Source organism: Streptomyces sp. NPDC001406 (assembly GCF_042895285.1).
Taxonomy (GTDB): domain Bacteria; phylum Actinomycetota; class Actinomycetes; order Streptomycetales; family Streptomycetaceae; genus Streptomyces.
On the sequence record NZ_JBIAWG010000002.1, the window covers coordinates 376,353 to 394,107 of the forward strand.

The 17,755-nt window shown below is 71.9% G+C and carries 15 protein-coding genes; 4 read left to right on the plus strand and 11 right to left on the minus strand.

Features of this window, described 5'->3' with window-relative positions; translation table 11 throughout:
- Window positions 1-20: 20 nt before the first annotated feature.
- The 5 genes from ACFY1J_RS05785 to ACFY1J_RS05805 all read right to left on the minus strand — a co-directional run bounded on the left by ACFY1J_RS05785 (window position 21) and on the right by ACFY1J_RS05805 (window position 6,712).
- Window positions 21-2,150 carry a 3-hydroxyacyl-CoA dehydrogenase NAD-binding domain-containing protein gene (locus ACFY1J_RS05785; protein ID WP_390730737.1) on the minus strand — a complete coding sequence of 710 codons (2,130 nt, stop codon included), beginning with the start codon at window positions 2,148-2,150 and terminating at the stop codon, window positions 21-23.
- Window positions 2,147-3,364, minus strand: coding sequence for a thiolase family protein (locus tag ACFY1J_RS05790; protein ID WP_390707420.1), 1,218 nt, complete (start codon window positions 3,362-3,364; stop codon window positions 2,147-2,149). The genes ACFY1J_RS05785 and ACFY1J_RS05790 overlap by 4 nt, the downstream gene beginning before the upstream one ends.
- A 277-nt stretch (window positions 3,365-3,641) precedes the next feature.
- Window positions 3,642-4,931, minus strand: a complete 1,290-nt coding sequence (locus tag ACFY1J_RS05795; RefSeq protein ID WP_390707419.1) for an HRDC domain-containing protein — start codon at window positions 4,929-4,931, stop codon at window positions 3,642-3,644.
- A 171-nt stretch (window positions 4,932-5,102) separates the two neighbouring features.
- Complete coding sequence (locus ACFY1J_RS05800; protein WP_263213751.1) at window positions 5,103-5,765, minus strand: response regulator transcription factor; 663 nt, start codon at window positions 5,763-5,765, stop codon at window positions 5,103-5,105.
- Between the two features lie 266 nt (window positions 5,766-6,031).
- On the minus strand, window positions 6,032-6,712 hold the full coding sequence (locus ACFY1J_RS05805) for a DUF3000 domain-containing protein (RefSeq protein WP_390707418.1): 681 nt from the start codon (window positions 6,710-6,712) through the stop codon (window positions 6,032-6,034).
- A 96-nt stretch (window positions 6,713-6,808) separates the two neighbouring features.
- Between ACFY1J_RS05805 and hemE the strand changes: the two genes are divergently transcribed.
- Complete coding sequence (hemE, locus tag ACFY1J_RS05810) at window positions 6,809-7,876, plus strand: uroporphyrinogen decarboxylase (RefSeq protein WP_390707417.1); 1,068 nt, start codon at window positions 6,809-6,811, stop codon at window positions 7,874-7,876.
- A gap of 1 nt (window position 7,877) precedes the next feature.
- Here hemE and ACFY1J_RS05815 read toward each other — a convergent pair whose 3' ends face one another.
- Window positions 7,878-8,702, minus strand: coding sequence for a rhomboid family intramembrane serine protease (locus tag ACFY1J_RS05815; protein WP_390707416.1), 825 nt, complete (start codon window positions 8,700-8,702; stop codon window positions 7,878-7,880).
- Window positions 8,703-8,794: 92 nt separating this feature from the next.
- On the opposite strand from ACFY1J_RS05815, the gene ACFY1J_RS05820 reads away from it, so the two are divergent.
- Window positions 8,795-9,082, plus strand: a complete 288-nt coding sequence (locus ACFY1J_RS05820) for a hypothetical protein (protein ID WP_390707415.1) — start codon at window positions 8,795-8,797, stop codon at window positions 9,080-9,082.
- Here the strand turns inward: ACFY1J_RS05820 and ACFY1J_RS05825 are convergent.
- Both ACFY1J_RS05825 and ACFY1J_RS05830 read right to left on the minus strand, forming a co-directional pair.
- Window positions 9,079-10,476 carry an FAD-dependent oxidoreductase gene (locus ACFY1J_RS05825; protein ID WP_390730738.1) on the minus strand — a complete coding sequence of 466 codons (1,398 nt, stop codon included), beginning with the start codon at window positions 10,474-10,476 and terminating at the stop codon, window positions 9,079-9,081. The genes ACFY1J_RS05820 and ACFY1J_RS05825 overlap by 4 nt on opposite strands.
- A gap of 37 nt (window positions 10,477-10,513) precedes the next feature.
- Window positions 10,514-11,476, minus strand: coding sequence for a DUF4349 domain-containing protein (locus ACFY1J_RS05830; protein WP_390730739.1), 963 nt, complete (start codon window positions 11,474-11,476; stop codon window positions 10,514-10,516).
- A 156-nt stretch (window positions 11,477-11,632) separates the two neighbouring features.
- Here ACFY1J_RS05830 and hemG point away from each other — a divergent pair, with 156 nt between their 5' ends.
- Window positions 11,633-13,087, plus strand: coding sequence for a protoporphyrinogen oxidase (gene hemG, locus ACFY1J_RS05835; protein ID WP_390707412.1), 1,455 nt, complete (start codon window positions 11,633-11,635; stop codon window positions 13,085-13,087).
- 5 nt (window positions 13,088-13,092) lie between these two features.
- Window positions 13,093-13,824 (plus strand): hydrogen peroxide-dependent heme synthase, encoded by a 732-nt coding sequence (hemQ, locus tag ACFY1J_RS05840; protein WP_390730740.1) that lies wholly within the window; start codon window positions 13,093-13,095, stop codon window positions 13,822-13,824.
- A 429-nt stretch (window positions 13,825-14,253) separates the two neighbouring features.
- Here the strand turns inward: hemQ and ACFY1J_RS05845 are convergent, their stop codons facing one another.
- The 3 genes from ACFY1J_RS05845 to ACFY1J_RS05855 all read right to left on the minus strand — a co-directional run bounded on the left by ACFY1J_RS05845 (window position 14,254) and on the right by ACFY1J_RS05855 (window position 17,702).
- A complete protein-coding gene (locus ACFY1J_RS05845) occupies window positions 14,254-15,912 on the minus strand; it encodes an alpha/beta hydrolase (protein ID WP_390730741.1) in 1,659 nt (552 codons plus the stop codon).
- A 134-nt stretch (window positions 15,913-16,046) separates the two neighbouring features.
- Window positions 16,047-16,832 (minus strand): TIGR04222 domain-containing membrane protein, encoded by a 786-nt coding sequence (locus ACFY1J_RS05850; protein WP_390707409.1) that lies wholly within the window; start codon window positions 16,830-16,832, stop codon window positions 16,047-16,049.
- A gap of 96 nt (window positions 16,833-16,928) precedes the next feature.
- Window positions 16,929-17,702, minus strand: a complete 774-nt coding sequence (locus ACFY1J_RS05855) for a DUF4142 domain-containing protein (protein ID WP_390730742.1) — start codon at window positions 17,700-17,702, stop codon at window positions 16,929-16,931.
- Window positions 17,703-17,755: the final 53 nt, after the last annotated feature.

Below are 17,755 nucleotides of genomic sequence, written 5' to 3' on the forward strand. Positions count from 1 at the left end.
ACGGAACGCCGCGGAACCGGTTACGCCGGGACGCTCGCCGTGCCCGGAGCCAGGAACTTCTTGCCGTTCACCCGCTCCGAGACGCCCTCACGGTCCAGGTACGGCGTGATGCCGCCCAGGTGGAAGGGCCAGCCGGCGCCGGTGATCAGGCACAGGTCGATGTCCTGGGCCTCGGCCACGACACCCTCGTCGAGCATCAGACCGATCTCCTGGGCCACCGCGTCGAGGACGCGGTCCCGGACCTGCTCCTCGGTCAGGACGACATCGCCCTGCTTGAGCAGCGCCGCGACCTCGGGGTCCAGCTCCGGCTTGCCGCTGTCGTAGACGTAGAAGCCGCGCTTGCCCGCCTTGACGACGGCCGCGAGGTTCGGGGAGACCTTGAAGCGGTCCGGGAAGGCCCGGTTGAGGGTCTCCGAGACGTGCAGACCGATCGCGGGGCCGACCAGTTCCAGCAGCACCAGCGGGGACATCGGCAGGCCGAGCGGCTCGATGGCCTTCTCGGCGACCTCGACCGGGGTGCCCTCGTCGATGACGTTCTGGATCTCGCCCATGAAGCGGGTCAGGATGCGGTTCACCACGAACGCCGGGGCGTCCTTGGTGAGGACCGCGGTCTTCTTCAGCTTCTTGGCGACCGCGAAGGCGGTGGCCAGCGAGGCGTCGTCGGTCTGCTCGCCCCGGACGATCTCCAGGAGCGGGAGGACGGCGACCGGGTTGAAGAAGTGGAAGCCCACGACCCGCTCGGGGTTCTTGAGCTTCGACGCCATCTCCGTCACCGACAGGGAGGAGGTGTTGGTCGCGAGGATCGCGTGCGCCGGGGCGACCGCCTCGACCTCCGCGAACACCGTCTGCTTGACGCCGATCTCCTCGAAGACGGCCTCGATGATGAAGTCGGCGTCCGCGAAGCCCTCGGCCTTGTCCAGGACACCGGTGACCAGCGCCTTGAGGCGGTTGGCCTTGTCCTGGTTGATACGGCCCTTGCCGAGCAGCTTCTCGATCTCGGCGTGGACGTAGCCCACACCCTTGTCGACGCGCTCCTGGTCGATGTCCGTGAGGACGACCGGGACCTCCAGGCGGCGCAGGAAGAGCAGGGCGAGCTGGCTGGCCATCAGGCCCGCGCCGACCACGCCGACCTTGGTGACCGGGCGCGCCAGGTTCTTGTCCGGGGCACCGGCCGGGCGCTTGCCGCGCTTCTGCACCAGGTTGAACGCGTAGATGCCGGAACGCAGTTCGCCACCCATGATCAGGTCGGCAAGCGCCTTGTCCTCGGCGTCGTAACCCTGCTGCAGGTCGCCGTTCTTGGCGGCCGCGATGATGTCCAGGGCACGGTAGGCGGCCGGTGCCGCGCCGTGCACCTTGGAGTCCGCGATGAAGCGGCCCTTGGCGACGGCCTGGTCCCAGCCCTCGCCGCGGTCGATCACCGGGCGCTCGACCTCGACGTCGCCCTTGAGGACGTTCGCGGTCCAGATCAGCGACTGCTCCAGGAAGTCGGCGCCCTCGAAGATGGCGTCGGCGATGCCCAGGTCGAAGACCTGCTGGCCCTTGAGCTGCTTGTTCTGGTTGAGGCTGTTCTCGATGATCACCGAGACGGCCTTGTCGGCGCCGATCAGGTTCGGCAGGATCGTGCAGCCGCCCCAGCCCGGGACCAGACCGAGGAAGACCTCGGGCAGGGAGAACGCCGGGATCGCCTTGGAGACGGTCCGGTAGGCGCAGTGCAGACCGACCTCGACGCCACCGCCCATGGCGGCACCGTTGTAGTACGCGAAGGTCGGGACGGCGAGGCCCGCGAGGCGCTTGAAGACCTCGTGGCCGCCCTTGCCGATGGCGAGCGCGTCCTCGTGCTTCTTCAGCAGCTCGACGCCCTTGAGGTCGGCGCCGACCGCGAAGATGAACGGCTTGCCGGTGATGCCGACACCGACGATGTCGCCGGCCGCGGCCTCCGCCTCGACCTGGTCGATGGCGGTGTTGAGGTTCGCCAGCGAGGCCGGGCCGAAGGTGGTCGGCTTGGTGTGGTCGAAGCCGTTGTCCAGCGTGATGAGCGCGAAGCGCCCGGCGCCGAACGGCAGGTCGAGGTGGCGTACGTGCGCGGACGTCACGACCTCGTCGGGGAACAGCTCGGCCGCACCCTTCAGAAGCTCAGCGGTGGTGCTCACTTGTCCCCCTCGAAGTGCGGGTTCTCCCAGATGACCGTCGCGCCCATGCCGAAGCCGACGCACATGGTGGTCAGGCCGTAGCGGACGTTCGGCTGCTCCTCGAACTGGCGGGCCAGCTGCGTCATCAGACGGACGCCGGAGGAGGCGAGCGGGTGGCCGTAGGCGATGGCGCCGCCGTACTGGTTGACGCGCGCGTCGTCGTCGGCGATGCCGTAGTGGTCCAGGAGGGCCAGGACCTGGACGGCGAAGGCCTCGTTGATCTCGAAGAGACCGATGTCGGAGATGGACAGGCCCGCCTTGGCGAGGGCCTTCTCCGTGGCCGGGATCGGGCCGTAGCCCATGACCTCGGGCTCGACGCCCGCGAAGGCGTAGGAGACCAGGCGCATCTTGACCGGCAGGTTGTTCTCGCGGGCGAAGTCCTCGCTCGCGATGATCGAGGCGGTGGCGCCGTCGTTCAGACCGGCCGCGTTACCGGCGGTGACCCGGCCGTGGACGCGGAACGGGGTCTTCAGACCGGCGAGGTTCTCCAGGGTCGTACCCGGGCGCATCGGCTCGTCGGCCGTGACCAGGCCCCAACCGGTCTCGCCGGCCTCGGGGTTCGTACGACGCACCGAGATCGGCACCAGGTCCTGCTGGATCTTGCCGTCGGCGTACGCCTTGGCGGCCTTCTCCTGCGAGCGCACCGCGTACTCGTCGGCGCGGAGCTTGGTGATCTGCGGGTAGCGGTCGTGCAGGTTCTCGGCGGTCATGCCCATGAACAGGGCGGACTCGTCGACCAGCTTCTCGCTGACGAAGCGCGGGTTCGGGTCCACGCCCTCGCCCATCGGGTGGCGGCCCATGTGCTCGACGCCACCGGCGATGACGGCGTCGTAGGCGCCGAACGCGATCGAACCGGCGGTGGTCGTCACGGCGGTCAGGGCGCCGGCGCACATGCGGTCGATCGAGTAGCCCGGGACGGACTGGGGGAGACCGGCGAGGATGCCGGCCGTGCGGCCGAGGGTCAGGCCCTGGTCACCGATCTGCGTGGTCGCGGCGATGGCGACCTCGTCGATCTTCTTGGGGTCGAGGCCGGGGTTGCGGCGCAGCAGCTCCCGGATCGCCTTCACGACGAGGTCGTCGGCGCGGGTCTCGTGGTAGATGCCCTTCGGGCCCGCCTTGCCGAACGGGGTGCGGACGCCGTCGACGAAGACGACATCCCTGACGGTACGAGGCACGATGGCTCTCCTCCAGGGTGCGGGATGGCACTGCTGCGACGCGCAAGAGCTGAGCGCGCGCTCAGGGCTCATGCTACTTGTGGGTAACGTAGCTGCACACCCCTGACGCGGGGAGCGGCGAACGTCACATCGGCGGGGATGCGACCGTCATCGGGAAACGCGTGGAAGCGCGTGGACCGGGCCGCCTGGTCAAAGGCGGCCGTCCTTCCTCGTCCGGGGCGTCCCAGGATCTTGGCGTGATCTCGACGCCGCGGTGCGTGACCAACCGCTGTGGCGGCTACGCGTCCTTCACCGACAGTGCGTCGACGAGCGCCGGCGTCACCTGCGCCACCTGCCACGGCCGCGCACCGTACCCGGACAGCGCACCGCTCACGGAGTCGATGTCGACAGACTTCGGCGGCTCCCAGCAGAGCCGCCGCACGGTGTCCGGAGCGATGAGATTCTCCTGGGGCATGGTGAGCCGCTCGGCCAGGGCCGACACCGCGGCGCGCGCGGCGGAGAGCCGGGCCGCTGCGGCCGGGTCCTTGTCGGCCCAGGCCCGGGGCGGCGGCGGCCCGGCGACGGGCTGTCCCGGCTGCGGCAGCTGCGCCTCCGTCAGGGCCTTGGCCCGGTCCACCGCGGCCTGCCACTGCTCCAGCTGGCGCCGGCCCATCCGGTGCCCGAACCCGTTCAGCCCGGCGAGCGCGTGCACATTGACCGGGAGGGACAGCGCCGCCTCGACGATCGCGGCGTCACCGAGCACCTTCCCGGGCGAGACGTCCCGCCGCTGGGCGATGCGGTCCCGCGTCTCCCACAGCTCCCGCACCACGGCCAGCTGTCGCCGGCGCCGCACCTTGTGCATCCCGGACGTGCGACGCCAGGGGTCCTTGCGCGGCTCCGCGGGCGGGGCGCCGGCGATCGCGTCGAACTCCTGGCGGGCCCACTCCAGCTTGCCCTGCCGGTCCAGCTCCTTCTCCAGGGAGTTGCGCAGGTCGACGAGCAGTTCGACGTCCAGGGCCGCGTACCGCAGCCACGGATCGGGCAGCGGCCGGGTCGACCAGTCGACGGCGGAGTGCCCCTTCTCGAGTACGTATCCGAGCACACCCTCGACCATCGCGCCCAGGCCGACCCGGGGGAACCCGGCGAGCCGGCCGGCCAGCTCGGTGTCGAACAGGCGGCTGGGCACCATGCCTATCTCGCGCAGGCAGGGCAGGTCCTGGGTGGCGGCGTGCAGCACCCACTCCACACCGGACAGGACCTCGCCGAGCCCCGACAGATCGGGGCAGGCGACGGGATCGATCAGCGCGGTACCGGCGCCCTCGCGGCGCAGCTGCACCAGGTAGGCGCGCTGGCCGTAGCGGTAGCCGGAGGCGCGCTCGGCGTCCACGGCCACGGGGCCGGAGCCGGCGGCGAAGGCGGCGATCACCTCGGACAGCGAGGCCTCGTCGGTGATCACCGGCGGAATGCCCTCGCGCGGTTCGAGCAAAGGGATCGGCGCCCCCGCCGCTGACGATCCGCCGTCGTCCGGAGGGGTCCCTCCGGTGGTGCGCAGTGGCATGTCGGCTGCGGTGTCTTGGGCGTCGGTCACCTGTCAAGGGTATCTGTGTGTGGACAGCGCCCGTCGACGGAACGTTCCGTCGACGGGCGTCAGGGGGTCGTAAACCAGTCAGGTCGGTGAAACATCTCGTTCACGTGAGTGAACGAACACGGTAGGTGGGTGCGGGGCCTCCGGCGGGTTCGGCGTACGGTTTCGGCCGGTTCAGTGGATGATCCCGGTGCGCAGGGCCACCGCGACCATTCCGGCCCGGTCGCCGGTGCCGAGCTTGCGCGCGATGCGGGCGAGGTGGCTCTTGACGGTCAGTGCGGACAGGCCCATCGAGACGCCGATCGCCTTGTTCGACTGGCCCTCCGCGACCAGCCGCAGCACCTCGACCTCGCGGCCGGACAGTTCGCGGTAGCCACCCGGGTGGCTCGGGGAACCCGGGGGGCGGCGGTGCATACGGGCGGCGGTGGCGCCGATGGGGGAGGTGCCCGGTCTGGTGGGGAGCCCGATGTTGGTCCGGGTCCCGGTGACGACATAGCCCTTGACCCCGCCGGCCAGGGCGTTGCGCACGGCGCCGATGTCGTCGGCGGCGGACAGTGCCAGCCCGTTCGGCCAGCCTGCGGCACGGGTCTCGGAAAGGAGGGTCAGGCCGGAACCGTCGGGAAGGTGGACGTCGGCGACGCAGATGTCGCGGGGGTTGCCGATGCGGGGACGAGCCTCCGCGATGGACGAGGCCTCGATGACATCACGCACACCGAGCGCCCACAGATGACGGGTGACGGTGGAGCGGACGCGCGGGTCGGCCACGACCACCATGGCGGTCGGCTTGTTCGGGCGGTAGGCGACCAGGCTTGCGGGCTGCTCAAGAAGAACGGACACCAGGCCTCCTGGAGTGCGGGACGGGGCCGGCTCTGGGGATGAAGCCGGGACGAACCGTGCTTTCAAGGTCACAGCTGTCTTCGGCATCAAACCTGTCCGCCTTTAGAGAATGATCACGATCTAGTGAGTAACAATCCGTGCAATTCGGACACGCGATCGATCACCCGAAGATCGAGTCGGCTCAAGTCGTGGCGATTACGGGACTGAAAGTGGCCGTATCGACAAAGAGATGGTCAACGAGATGATGATCAACCGAAAGCCGGCGGTCAACGGGACTGCGGTCCCCTGCGGCGCTGCGGAAGGGTCACCACCGAGGCGTCGCCCGGGGCGGCCGGCGGCAGACCCGCGACCTGGGCCAGCAGATCGCACCAGGACGCCAGATGCGCCGCGCTGTCCGGGACTCCGCCCAGGCCCTCACGGGGCGTCCAGGAGGCACGGATCTCGATCTGCGAGGCGGCCGGGCGCTCGGCCAGCCCGCCGAAGTAGTGCGAGCTCGCGCGCGTGACCGTGCCGCTCGGCTCGCCGTACGACAGCCCGCGCGCCTGGAGCGCCCCGGTCAGCCACGACCAGCACACCTCGGGCAGCAGCGGGTCCGCCGCCATCTCCGGCTCCAACTCGGCGCGCACCAGCGTCACCAGCCGGAAGGTGCCGTGCCAGGCCTCGTGCCCGTCCGGCTCGTGCAGCAGCACCAGACGGCCGTCGGCGAGTTCCTGGTCGCCGTCGACCACCGCGGCCTCCAGGGCGTACGCGAACGGGGCGAGCCGCTGCGGCGCCGGCGTCGGCTCCACCTCGACCTGCGGCCGCAGCCGCGCGCTCCTGATCGCCTCGACCGCGGCCCGGAAGGCCGGCGGAGCCGCCTTGTCCTTGTGCCGCTCCGCCTCCCCCGTCTCCTTCGCGTCGTCCATTTCGCCAGCGCCGTCCGACAGTCGTCCCTGAGCCGCAGCCATGCGGGGAAGATTAAGGGGAACGGGGCCTCCGCGCAGGGAGAGACACCCTCAAGGCCGCGGCCACGTCGGCTTCCGGACCGTGCGAGACTTGCCGTCGTGAGTGCCAACGCAAGCCCCACGGGCCAGCAGCCGACAGCGACGTACGACAGTGCCTTCCTCAAGGCGTGCAGGCGCGAACCCGTGCCGCACACCCCCGTGTGGTTCATGCGGCAGGCCGGGCGCTCGCTGCCGGAGTACCGCAAGGTGCGCGAGGGCATTCCGATGCTGGAGTCCTGCATGCGGCCCGAGCTGGTCACCGAGATCACGCTCCAGCCGGTGCGCCGGCACAACGTGGACGCCGCGATCTACTTCAGCGACATCGTCGTACCGCTCAAGGCCATCGGCATCGACCTCGACATCAAGCCCGGCGTCGGCCCGGTCGTCGAGCGCCCGATCCGCACCCGCGCCGATCTGGCCCAGCTGCGCGACCTCGGCCCCGAGGACGTCTCCTACGTCACCGAGGCCATCGGGATGCTCACCCGCGAGCTGGGCTCCACCCCGCTGATCGGCTTCGCCGGTGCTCCTTTCACCCTCGCGAGCTACCTCGTCGAGGGCGGTCCGTCCCGCACGTACGAGAACGCCAAGGCGATGATGTACGGCGACCCCGAGCTGTGGGCCGACCTCCTCGACCGGCTCGCCGAGATCACGGCCGCCTTCCTGAAGGTCCAGATCGAGGCGGGCGCGAGCGCGGTCCAGCTGTTCGACTCCTGGGCCGGAGCCCTGGCCCCGGCGGACTACCGCCGCTCGGTGCTGCCCGCCTCCGCCAAGGTCTTCCAGGCCGTCGCCGGGTACGGCGTCCCGCGCATCCACTTCGGTGTCGGCACCGGTGAGCTGCTGAAGCTCATGGGCGAGGCCGGCGCGGACGTCGTCGGCGTCGACTGGCGCGTCCCGCTGGACGAGGCCGCCCGTCGCGTCGGCCCCGGCAAGGCGCTCCAGGGCAACCTCGACCCGACGGTGCTGTTCGCCACCAAGGAGGCCGTCGAGGCCAAGACGCGCGAGGTGCTCGACTCGGCCGCCGGTCTTGAGGGCCACGTCTTCAACCTCGGCCACGGTGTGATGCCCTCCACCGACCCGGACGCCCTGACCCGGCTCGTGGACTACGTCCACACGCAGACCGCCCGCTGACTCACCAGGTGTGCCGGGGCCGGGCCTGCCTGCCGAACAGCAGGCTGCGCGGCTCCGGCGGCGGCGGGGTGCCGGGCTTGAGCGGCCAGGCGAGCAGCATCCCCGCCACGAAGCCGACCACATGCGCCGCGTAGGCCACCGTCCCGGCGCCGGAGACACCGTGGCCCGACGAGTACACCGCCTGGAGCACGAACCAGAAGCCCAGCACCAGCCAGGCGGGCAGCCGTAGCGGCAGGAAGATCAGGAACGGGACCAGGACCCACACCCGCGCCCTGGGATACAGCACCAGATAGGCGCCCAGGACCCCGGCGATCGCCCCGGACGCGCCGATCAGCGGGTCGCCCGAGGAGGCGTTGAGCAGCGCGAAGCCGTAGCCGGCCGCGTAGCCGCAGACGACGTAGAAGAGGAAGTAGCGGATGTGGCCCATCCGGTCCTCGACGTTGTTGCCGAAGATCAGCAGGAAGAGCATGTTGCCCAGCAGGTGCAGCCAGCTGCCGTGCAGGAACATCGCCGTGAACACCGACAACTGCGGCGACTTGGCGTAGCGCGGCGGGGCCACCACGCACCCGGGGCCGTGCGAGCCCAGCCCCACCTCGCCCGTCGGGACCAGCCGGGGCAGCTGATGGTGGATCAGTTCTCGGGGCACGGCCGCGTAGTGGTCCATGAACGCCTGGAGATGGCACAGCTGGGCCAGGTCACTGCCGCCGGCCACGGAACCGGCTATGCCGGGCGTGGACACGAAGACGAGGACGTTCGCGGCGATGAGCGCATACGTCACCCAAGGGGTGCGGCGTACCGGGTTCACGTCATGCACGGGGATGACCACACAGAAGTAGTGCCCCCGATGCGGCCCGCGAATCGATGAACGGGCCCGCCCGTGCACGCGTATCACTGGTCAACCGACGTGAGGATCAGGCGATGAACGAGCGAGTTGCTCCTGCGATGCAGGCTCTGCCCGACGGGGAGGCGGAGCTCTCCCTTGTCGTGAAGCTCCCCTGGGAGGATGTCGCCAGACTCGGCCAGGAGGCCGGGCGGCTGGCCACGCAGATGCAGCGGCCGGTGACGCTGGACGAGGCCGTCAGCAACCGTCTGCGGTCCACCCGCCCGTCCGCCGCGCACGCCAAGCCGGCGGGCGAGCAGCCCGCACCGGCGACCTCGACGAGCGCGGGCGTGACGGCACTCCCGCGGATCAGCGGGTCGGCCTAGGCGCTGTCGCGCACCTTCGCCGCCGCCTTTCTCGCCGCCACCAGGACCGGGTCCCACACCGGCGAGAACGGCGGGGCGTAGCCCAGGTCCAGGGCCGTCATCCGTTCCACCGTCATGCCCGCCGTGAGGGCCACCGCGGCGATGTCGACCCGCTTGGCCGCGCCCTCCCGGCCGACGATCTGCACGCCGAGCAGCCGTCCCGTGCGGCGTTCGGCGAGCATCTTCACCGTCATGGGGGAGGCGCCGGGGTAGTAGCCCGCCCGACTGGTCGACTCGACGGTGACCGTCTCGAAGCGCAGACCGACCCGGTGCGCGTCCTTCTCGCGCAGGCCGGTGCGGGCGATCTCCAGGTCGCAGACCTTGCTCACCGCCGTGCCGACCACGCCCGGGAAGGTGGCGTAACCACCGCCCACGTTGGTGCCGATGACCTGGCCGTGCTTGTTGGCGTGGGTGCCCAGCGCGATGTGCCGCTCCTGGCCGGAGACCAGGTCGAGGACCTCCACGCAGTCGCCGCCGGCCCAGATGTTCTCGTGGCCGCGGACCCGCATCGCGAGGTCGGTGAGCAGACCGCGCCGCCCGCCGAGCGGAAGTCCCGCCGCCTCGGCGAGGGCGGTCTCCGGGCGCACGCCGATGCCGAGCACCACCACGTCCGCCGGGTACTCCGCGTCCTGCGTGGCCACCGCGCGCACCCGGCCGTCCGGTCCGGTGGGCATCCCGACGACCTCGGCGTCATTGACCATGGTGATGCCCAGGCCCTCCATCGCCTTGTGCACCATGCGGCCCATGTCCGGGTCGAGCGTGGCCATGGGCTCCTTGCCACGATTGACCACCGTCACCTCGTACTCCCGGTTGATGAGGGCCTCGGCCATCTCCACGCCGATGTATCCCGCACCGACCACGACCGCTCGGCGTCCGCGCGTGCGTGCCAGCGTGTCGAGGAGTGCCTGGCCGTCGTCCAGGGTCTGTACGCCGTGCACTCCGGGGGCGTTCACGCCCGGCAGGTCGGGGCGGACCGGGCGCGCGCCCGTCGCGATCACGAGCTTGTCGTACGACGTCCAGGACTCGGCGCCGGAATCCACGTCACGCGCGCGTACCCGCTGCCCGGCCACGTCGATCTCGGTGACCTCGGTGCGCAGCCGCAGATCGATCCCGCGCGCGCGGTGCTCCTCGGGCGTGCGCGCGATCAGCCGGTCCCGGTCGGGGACGTCGCCGCCCACCCAGTACGGGATCCCGCATGCCGAGTACGAGGTGAAGTGGCCGCGCTCGAACGCCACGATCTCCAGCTCGCCGGGTCCGCGCAGCCGGCGCGCCCGCGACGCCGCGGACATCCCCGCGGCGTCGCCGCCGATCACGACCAGCCGTTCCGTCCCGCCCCGCCCACCGCTCATGCTCATGTGAACACGCTACGGGGACGGGCCATTTCGGGCTCGGTCAGCTCTCCTCGCTCTCCTCGCTCTCATCACCGGGTTCCCGGCCGCTCGCCGGCAGCGGACCCGCCCCGGCCGCGGGAGCCGCACGCAGCGGCAGCCGGCGCCGTACGATCCGCAGCCACACCAGCACCAGCAGCGCCACCAGCGCGGCGAACGGCAGCACCGCGCCGAGGGCCAGGGCGATCCAGCGCAGCATCGTGACGAAGACGTGCCAGCCGCCGGACACCGCGTCCACGAAGCCGGGGGAGTCGTCCTTCGCGGCCTTCTTCACCGGCGTCTCGGACAGCGACAGGGTGATGGTGGCCAGGCTCGTGCGGTCCTTCAGGGACGCCTGCCGGGCGAGCAGCGCCTCCAGGTCGGCCTCCCGGTTGCTCAACTCCCCTTCCAGGGTGACCACGTCGCTGAGCTTGGTCGCCCTGTCCATCAGCTCCCGGACCCGGGCCACGCTGGCCCGCTGCGACCGGATGCGGCTGTCGACGTCCACCACCTGGTCGGTGACGTCCTGCGCCTTGGACGTGCGGTCGATCAGCTTGCCCGTGCCCTGGAGGTCGGCGAGGACCTCGTCGTACTTCTCGACGGGGACGCGCAGGATCACGCGGGTGCGCTCGTGGCCCCGGGCATCGCGGGTGGTGCTCTCGTTGCCGATGTAGCCGCCCGCGTTCTCGGTGGTGGTACGGGCCTCGTCCAGCGCCTTGGGCACGTCCTTGACCTGCACGGTGAGGGAGGCGGTGCGGATGATGCGGTTCGCGGTGAGGTCGGGTGCCTTCGCCGCGGAGCCCTTCGCGGCGTCGCCGGAGTAGCTGTCGGCGGCGCCCCGCTGGGGCGCGCTTCCCGCGGCGGCCTTGGCGTCGCTCGTGCCACCGCCGGAGGAGTCCGAGCCGCCGCAGCCCGCGAGCGCGAGCGTGGCGGCGAGCAGGATCCCGGTCAGGGCCCGGGTCGGTCGTACGGAACGTCGTGTGCGCATGTGGCATGCCCCCGAGGGTCGTGACGATGACGCTCCTTGGACGCCGGGCCGGGCCGGGACGTTTGGCGGGGCGAGTCCCGATGCGGTCACGGTCGGGACTCGGCAGGGCCACATGGCCCTGGCGGGAGTGCCGGCCGGGTCTGAGAGGGTGGAGCCATGAGCGGATCACCTACGGGCACGGGTCATGTCGTCGTCATCGGGGCCGGTATCGCGGGGCTGGCCGCCGCGCACCGGCTGCTGGAGCGCGGGGCGCGCGTGACCGTGCTGGAGGCGGGCCGCAGACTCGGCGGCAAACTGCGCTCCGGGGAGATCGAGGGCGTGCGGGTCGACCTCGGCGCCGAGTCGATGCTGGCCCGCCGCCCCGAAGCGGTCGGGCTCGCGCGCGAGGTGGGCCTCGGCGACCGGCTCCGGCCGCCCGCCACCGCGGCCGCCTCGATCTGGACCCGCGGCGCCCTGCGCCCCATGCCCAAGGGGCATGTGATGGGCGTGCCCGGCACCGCCTCCGCCCTGTCCGGTGTGCTGTCCGACGAGGGCCTCGCCCGTATCGAGCGCGACGCCGACCTCCCCCGCACGGAGGTCGGGGAGGACGTGGCGGTCGGGGAGTACGTGGCGGCGCGGCTCGGCCGCGAGGTCGTCGACCGCCTCGTCGAACCCCTGCTCGGCGGGGTGTACGCCGGCGACGCCTACCGCATCTCGATGCGGTCGGCGGTCCCGCAGCTCTTCCAGGCCGCCCGGACCCACGACTCCCTGACGGAGGCCGTCCGCGAGATCCAGGCGAAGGCGGCGGCCGGCGGGCAGACCGGGCCCGTGTTCATGGGCATCGAGGGCGGTGTCGGCGCGCTGCCCCTCGCCGTCGCCGAGTCCGTCACCGCGCGCGGGGGCGAGATCCTCACCTCGCGGCCGGCGACGGAGCTGCGCCGGGAGGCCGCCGGCGGTTGGCGCGTGACGGCCGGCGACCGCGTCCTGCACGCCGACGCCGTGGTCGTCGCCGTCCCCGCGCCCGCGGCCGCGGACCTGCTGGCCGCGGAGTCCCCCGGGGCCGCGGCCGAACTACGGGCCGTCGAGTACGCCTCCATGGCCCTGATCACCCTCGCCTATCGGCGCAACGAGGTCGCGCTGCCCGACGGCAGCGGCTTCCTCGTCCCGCCCGTGGACGGCCGTACCGTCAAGGCGTCGACGTTCGCCTCCCGCAAGTGGGGCTGGATCGCCGAGGAGGACCCCGACGTCGTCGTCCTGCGCACCTCGGTCGGGCGGTACGGCGAGACGGAGATCCTGGAGCACGAGGACGCCCACCTGGTCGACGTGTCCCGGCACGATCTGAGGGCGGCCATCGGCCTCGACGCCACACCCGTGCGGACGGTCGTGACCCGCTGGACCGACGGCCTGCCGCAGTACCCCGTCGGCCACTACGCGCGCGTGGCCCGCATCCGCGAGCACGTCGCCAAGCTGCCGGGGCTGGCCGTGTGCGGAGCGCAGTACGACGGCGTGGGCATCCCGGCCTGCATCGCGAGCGCGTACGCCGCCGTGGACCGGCTGGGCGGCGATTCGAGCGGTGTGCAGGAGCTCACCGCCAACCCGGTGCAGAGCCTTCATGGCGGAGCGGGAGAATAAGGGACATGAGTGACGACGCACCCACCACCGAGACCGGCAGGATCCCGAACAAGGGCAAGCTGGCCAAGGACCTCAACGAGGTCATCCGCTACACCCTGTGGTCCGTCTTCAAGCTGAAGGACGTGCTGCCCGAGGACCGCGCGGGTTACGCGGACGAGGTCCAGGAGCTGTTCGACCAGCTCGCCGCGAAGGACGTGACCATCCGCGGCACGTACGACCTGTCCGGTCTGCGCGCCGACGCCGACGTCATGATCTGGTGGCACGCCGAGACCAGTGACCAGCTGCAGGAGGCGTACAACCTCTTCCGCCGCACGAAGCTGGGCCGCGCGCTGCAGCCGGTCTGGTCGAACATGGCGCTGCACCGTCCGGCGGAGTTCAACCGCTCGCACATCCCGGCGTTCCTCGCCGACGAGACGCCGCGCAACTATGTCAGCGTGTACCCCTTCGTGCGCTCGTACGACTGGTACCTGCTGGCCGACGAGGACCGCCGCCGCATGCTCGCCGACCACGGCAAGATGGCCCGCGGTTTCCCGGACGTCCGCGCCAACACGGTCGCCTCGTTCTCGCTCGGCGACTACGAGTGGATCCTGGCCTTCGAGGCCGACGACCTGCACCGCATCGTCGACCTCATGCGCCACCTCCGCGGCTCGGAGGCCCGCATGCACGTCCGCGAGGAAATCCCGTTCTACACGGGCCGCCGCAAGGAGATCGCCGAGCTGATCGCAGGGCTCGCCTGACCGGCTGCGGAGTTTTGTGGGTGGGCCCGCGAGGAGCTCGGTGAGCTGACGCGGGCCTGCCTGGTGGGGCGCGCGGTTTTCTGGGTCGGCCGGGGGGCGGGGGTGTCTGCCGGCGGGTGCCGTGCGGGCCGCCGCAAGGTGAAAGGCGAGTTGACCGCCGGGCTTGCGCGATCGGCCGCGTCCTCATCCGGGTCGGCCGGGGGGCGGGGGTGTCTGCCGGCGGGTGCCGTGCGGGCCGCCGCAAGGTGAAAGGCGAGTTGACCGCCGGGCTTGCGCGATCGGCCGCGCCCTCATCCGGGTCGGCCGGGTGCCGGGGGTCACCCCCCGGCGGGTGCCGTGCGGGCCGTCGCAAGGTGATCGGTGGGCTGATCGCGGGCCTGCCCGGTCGGGGCTGTGGAGCTCGTCGGTCCCGTCCGGGCCCGTGAGGGCTCAGTGCTCGTCGGCCTTTCCCTTCAGGGCGTCCCGTTGCGACTGGTGCTGGGAGGGGGCGGCCGGTGTTCGGGGCCTTGGTTCCGGGTGGGCGGCGCAGGACGCGTGGCGGTTCGGGAGGCGGCCCTGTAGGAGGTACGCGTCCAGGTGGGCGTTGACGCACTGGTTGGGGCCGCCCGCGACACCGTGTGTGCCGGCGTCCCGCTCGGTCACCAGGACCGAGCCGGCCAGCCGCCGGTTCATCTCCAGCGCCCCGTCATAGGGCGCGGCAGCGTCCCGCTCGGCGGCCAGGATCAGCGTCGGCGGCAGCTCGTCCGGCCCGGTCCGCACGTCGAGCGGCACCTGCCGGGGCGCCTTCCAGTAGGCGCACGGCAGATTCGCCCACGCGTTGTCCCAGGTCTCGAAGGGCGCCACGCGCGCGAGCCGGGTGTTGTCGCGGTCCCAGACCGCCCAGTCCGTCGGCCAGGGCGCGTCGTTGCACTCGACGGCCGCGTACACCGCGCTCGCGTTCTCGGCCTCGGCGGCCGGCCCCGCCCCGCCGGCCGGTGAGGCGATCTTCACCAGTGGCCCGGTGTCGCCCTTCAGATACGCCGACAGCGCCTCGGCGCGGCTCGGCCAGACGTCGTCGTAGTACCCGGCCATCAGGAACGCGCCCTGCAACTGCCCCGGCCCGACCTTGCCGCCCCCCGGCTCCGCGGCCAGCGCCGCCCGCACCCGGTCGTAGCTGCGCTGCACCTTCTCGGCCGTGGCACCGAGCCCGTACACGTCGTCGTGCCGGGCGACCCACTCACGGAAGTCGGTCCAGCGATTCTCGAACGCGGCCGACTGCTCCAGGTTGCTGCGGTACCAGATCTGCGCCGGGTCCGGGTTCACGGCCGCGTCCAGCACCATCCGCCGTACGTGCGAGGGGAACAGCGTCGCGTACACGGCCCCGAAGTAGGTGCCGTACGACGCGCCCATGAAGGTCAGCTTCTCCTCGTCCAGTGCGGCACGCAGGACGTCCAGGTCACGTGCGTTGTTGAGCGAGTTGTAGTACTGCAGTCCGCTTCCGGCGCGCTTGGCGCAGTCGTACGCGTACGCCTTCGCCTCCGCGATCCGCTCCTTCTTGTACGACTCCGAGGGGTGCGTCGGCGCCTGCGAGGGCCCCTTGAAGAACCGCTCCGGGGCCTGGCAGGACAGCGGCGCCGACCGGCCCACCCCGCGCGGGGCGTACCCGACGAGGTCGTACGCGGCCGCGATCCGCTGCCACTCGGGCAGTGCGCCGACGAGGGGGAAGGCCATGCCGGAGGCGCCCGGACCGCCGGGGTTGTAGACGAGCGAGCCCTGCCGGGGCACCTTCCGCTTGCTGTTGCGCGGGTCCTTGTGCGTGGCCGCGGTCCGGCTCACGGTCAGTTCGATCTGCTTGCCGTCGGGATGCGCGTAGTCCAGCGGGACGCGCACCGTGCCGCACTGCAGGCTGTCCGGAAGGCCGTCCGCGGCGGGGCACCTCCCGAACGCGATGCCTTGCGCACGGGCACGCGCGGCGGCGACGGCCGTGCCACGCGTCTCGGTCGCCGCGCCCGGGACACCCGAAGCACCGGGCGCGCCGCCGGCCGGCGCGGCGGCGAGGGTGGTCAGCAGCAACGACCCGGCGGCCGAGTAGAGGGCGGCAGTTCGCATGGCGAATCCCTTCGGTGCGCCGCAGCACTGGCACTGCGTCAACAAAAGGGATATTTCGTTCGGGTGTCGGCGAAGGCAAGCACCACCCCGCCGGTGTCGGCGTCAATACTCCCTGTGCGCCCCCGCGGACGCGGTCACTCCCGCCAGGGCTGGTCGCGATGGGCGAACGCCGCGCGCAGCTCCGGTTCGCCGATCGCGCGGATTCCGCGCACGGCGACGGAGGTCAGATAGGTGCGGTCGTCACCCGCCCCGGTCGCGCGCCGGGTCAGCGCGCCGAGCAGCCGCTGCCCGGCCGGGGAGGCCCAGCGCGAGTACGGGTGCACCTCGACCCTGGCGATGGCCAGGCAGCTCAGGGTCAGGGCGAAGGGAAGCGCGAACCAGGCGGCGACCAGGTCGCGCGGCATGTCGGTCTGAGCCGGCGTCAGCAGCGCGGTCGCGCCCAGGACGACGACGGCCAGCGCGGCCACCCGCACCTGACGGACCCCGGACGCCACGGTCGTACGTGCCCCGTCGGGCACCGCGAGCCCCGCCCGGACCAGCCCGTCGGCGATGCTGCGCACGGCGTCGGCCCCGGCCGCGGCGGAGCGCACGGGCTCGATACGGGACTGGCCCTCCGGCCCTATGGCCCCTATGACGGACCGCTCCATCTCGTCCCGGCCCCGCGGGTCGACGACGGTCGCCCAGCCGGTGTGCGCGAGCAGCAGCCGCCGCTGCCGAGCCATGGAGACCATGGTGAGATCGGCGACCCGTGCGGGTCCGCCCGACAGGAACGCCGCCTCGTAGAGCGTCAGATCGTGCCCCCGGTCCGCGGTCGCACCCTCCGCGTCGACGGCCGCCGCACGTACGGCGGCCAGGCACAGCCGCGTACACGCCGTGCCCGCGACGGCCCAGGCCAGCAGCAGGAGAAGGACCCAGAACATGACGTTTTTCTATGCCAGGGGCCTGGGAAACACCATGCCCTTTTCACCATCCGGACGGAGTGTTGTCGGTACGTGACGTTCCGCTTCCCGGGTGGATCAGGAGCCGTCGCCCGGCGGCGGGCTGGAGGCGGCCGGCGGAAGCGAGTACGTGGGCGAGGGCGGGGAGGCGATCGGAGTCGCCGAACCGGGCTGGACCACCGGCGGCGACGGCACGGGCGAGGCGGCGGCCGCCAAGTCCCGGGCCAGCGCGGCGAAGTCCACGTAGCCGGTCGCCTCCAGCACCTTGATGTGATCCAGCACGGTGGTGTTGGCGTCGTCGGCGAGATCGCGGACCAGCGAGTTCTGGGTACTGGCCCGCACCTGGGCGACGACCGAGAACACCCTGCCGTGGGCCAGCCGCAGGATGTTGGCGAACTCGCGGTCGAAGTCCTGCCCCTGTGCCGCGCTCAGGGTGGCGAGCCACTGTTGCTGCTGCTCGTTGGGCTGGTTGGGCAGCGGCAGGCCGAGCCGGGTGGCGACGGTACGGACGTGCGCGTCCAGGGACGTGTGCCCGGCAATGAGATGCTGCCCGGCCGCCCGTACGGCCGCGGTGGTGCCCTTCGTCTCGGCCAGCTGACCGGCCGGCAGCTCCCACAGCCCGGCCAGCCGGACCTTGGTGACGAAGTCCCGGTCCGCCTGGGACAGCGGGCCGTACTGGGTCGTCACGGACTGGGCGTTCAGCACGTCGGCGCCGGTGCCGGCGGTCCCCGTCCGGTCCGCGTACGACCAGACGGGAAACAGCAGCGCCGCCAGCGTCGCGGCCAGGCCCGTGATGATGAGCCCGGTCCCGCTGAAAATGCCTCTGCCCTTGATCGGGGGTCGCGGTCGCATGGTGCCTCCTGCTTGCGGCACCGCACGCCAGTGCGCTCGGGTGGGTGCGAGTT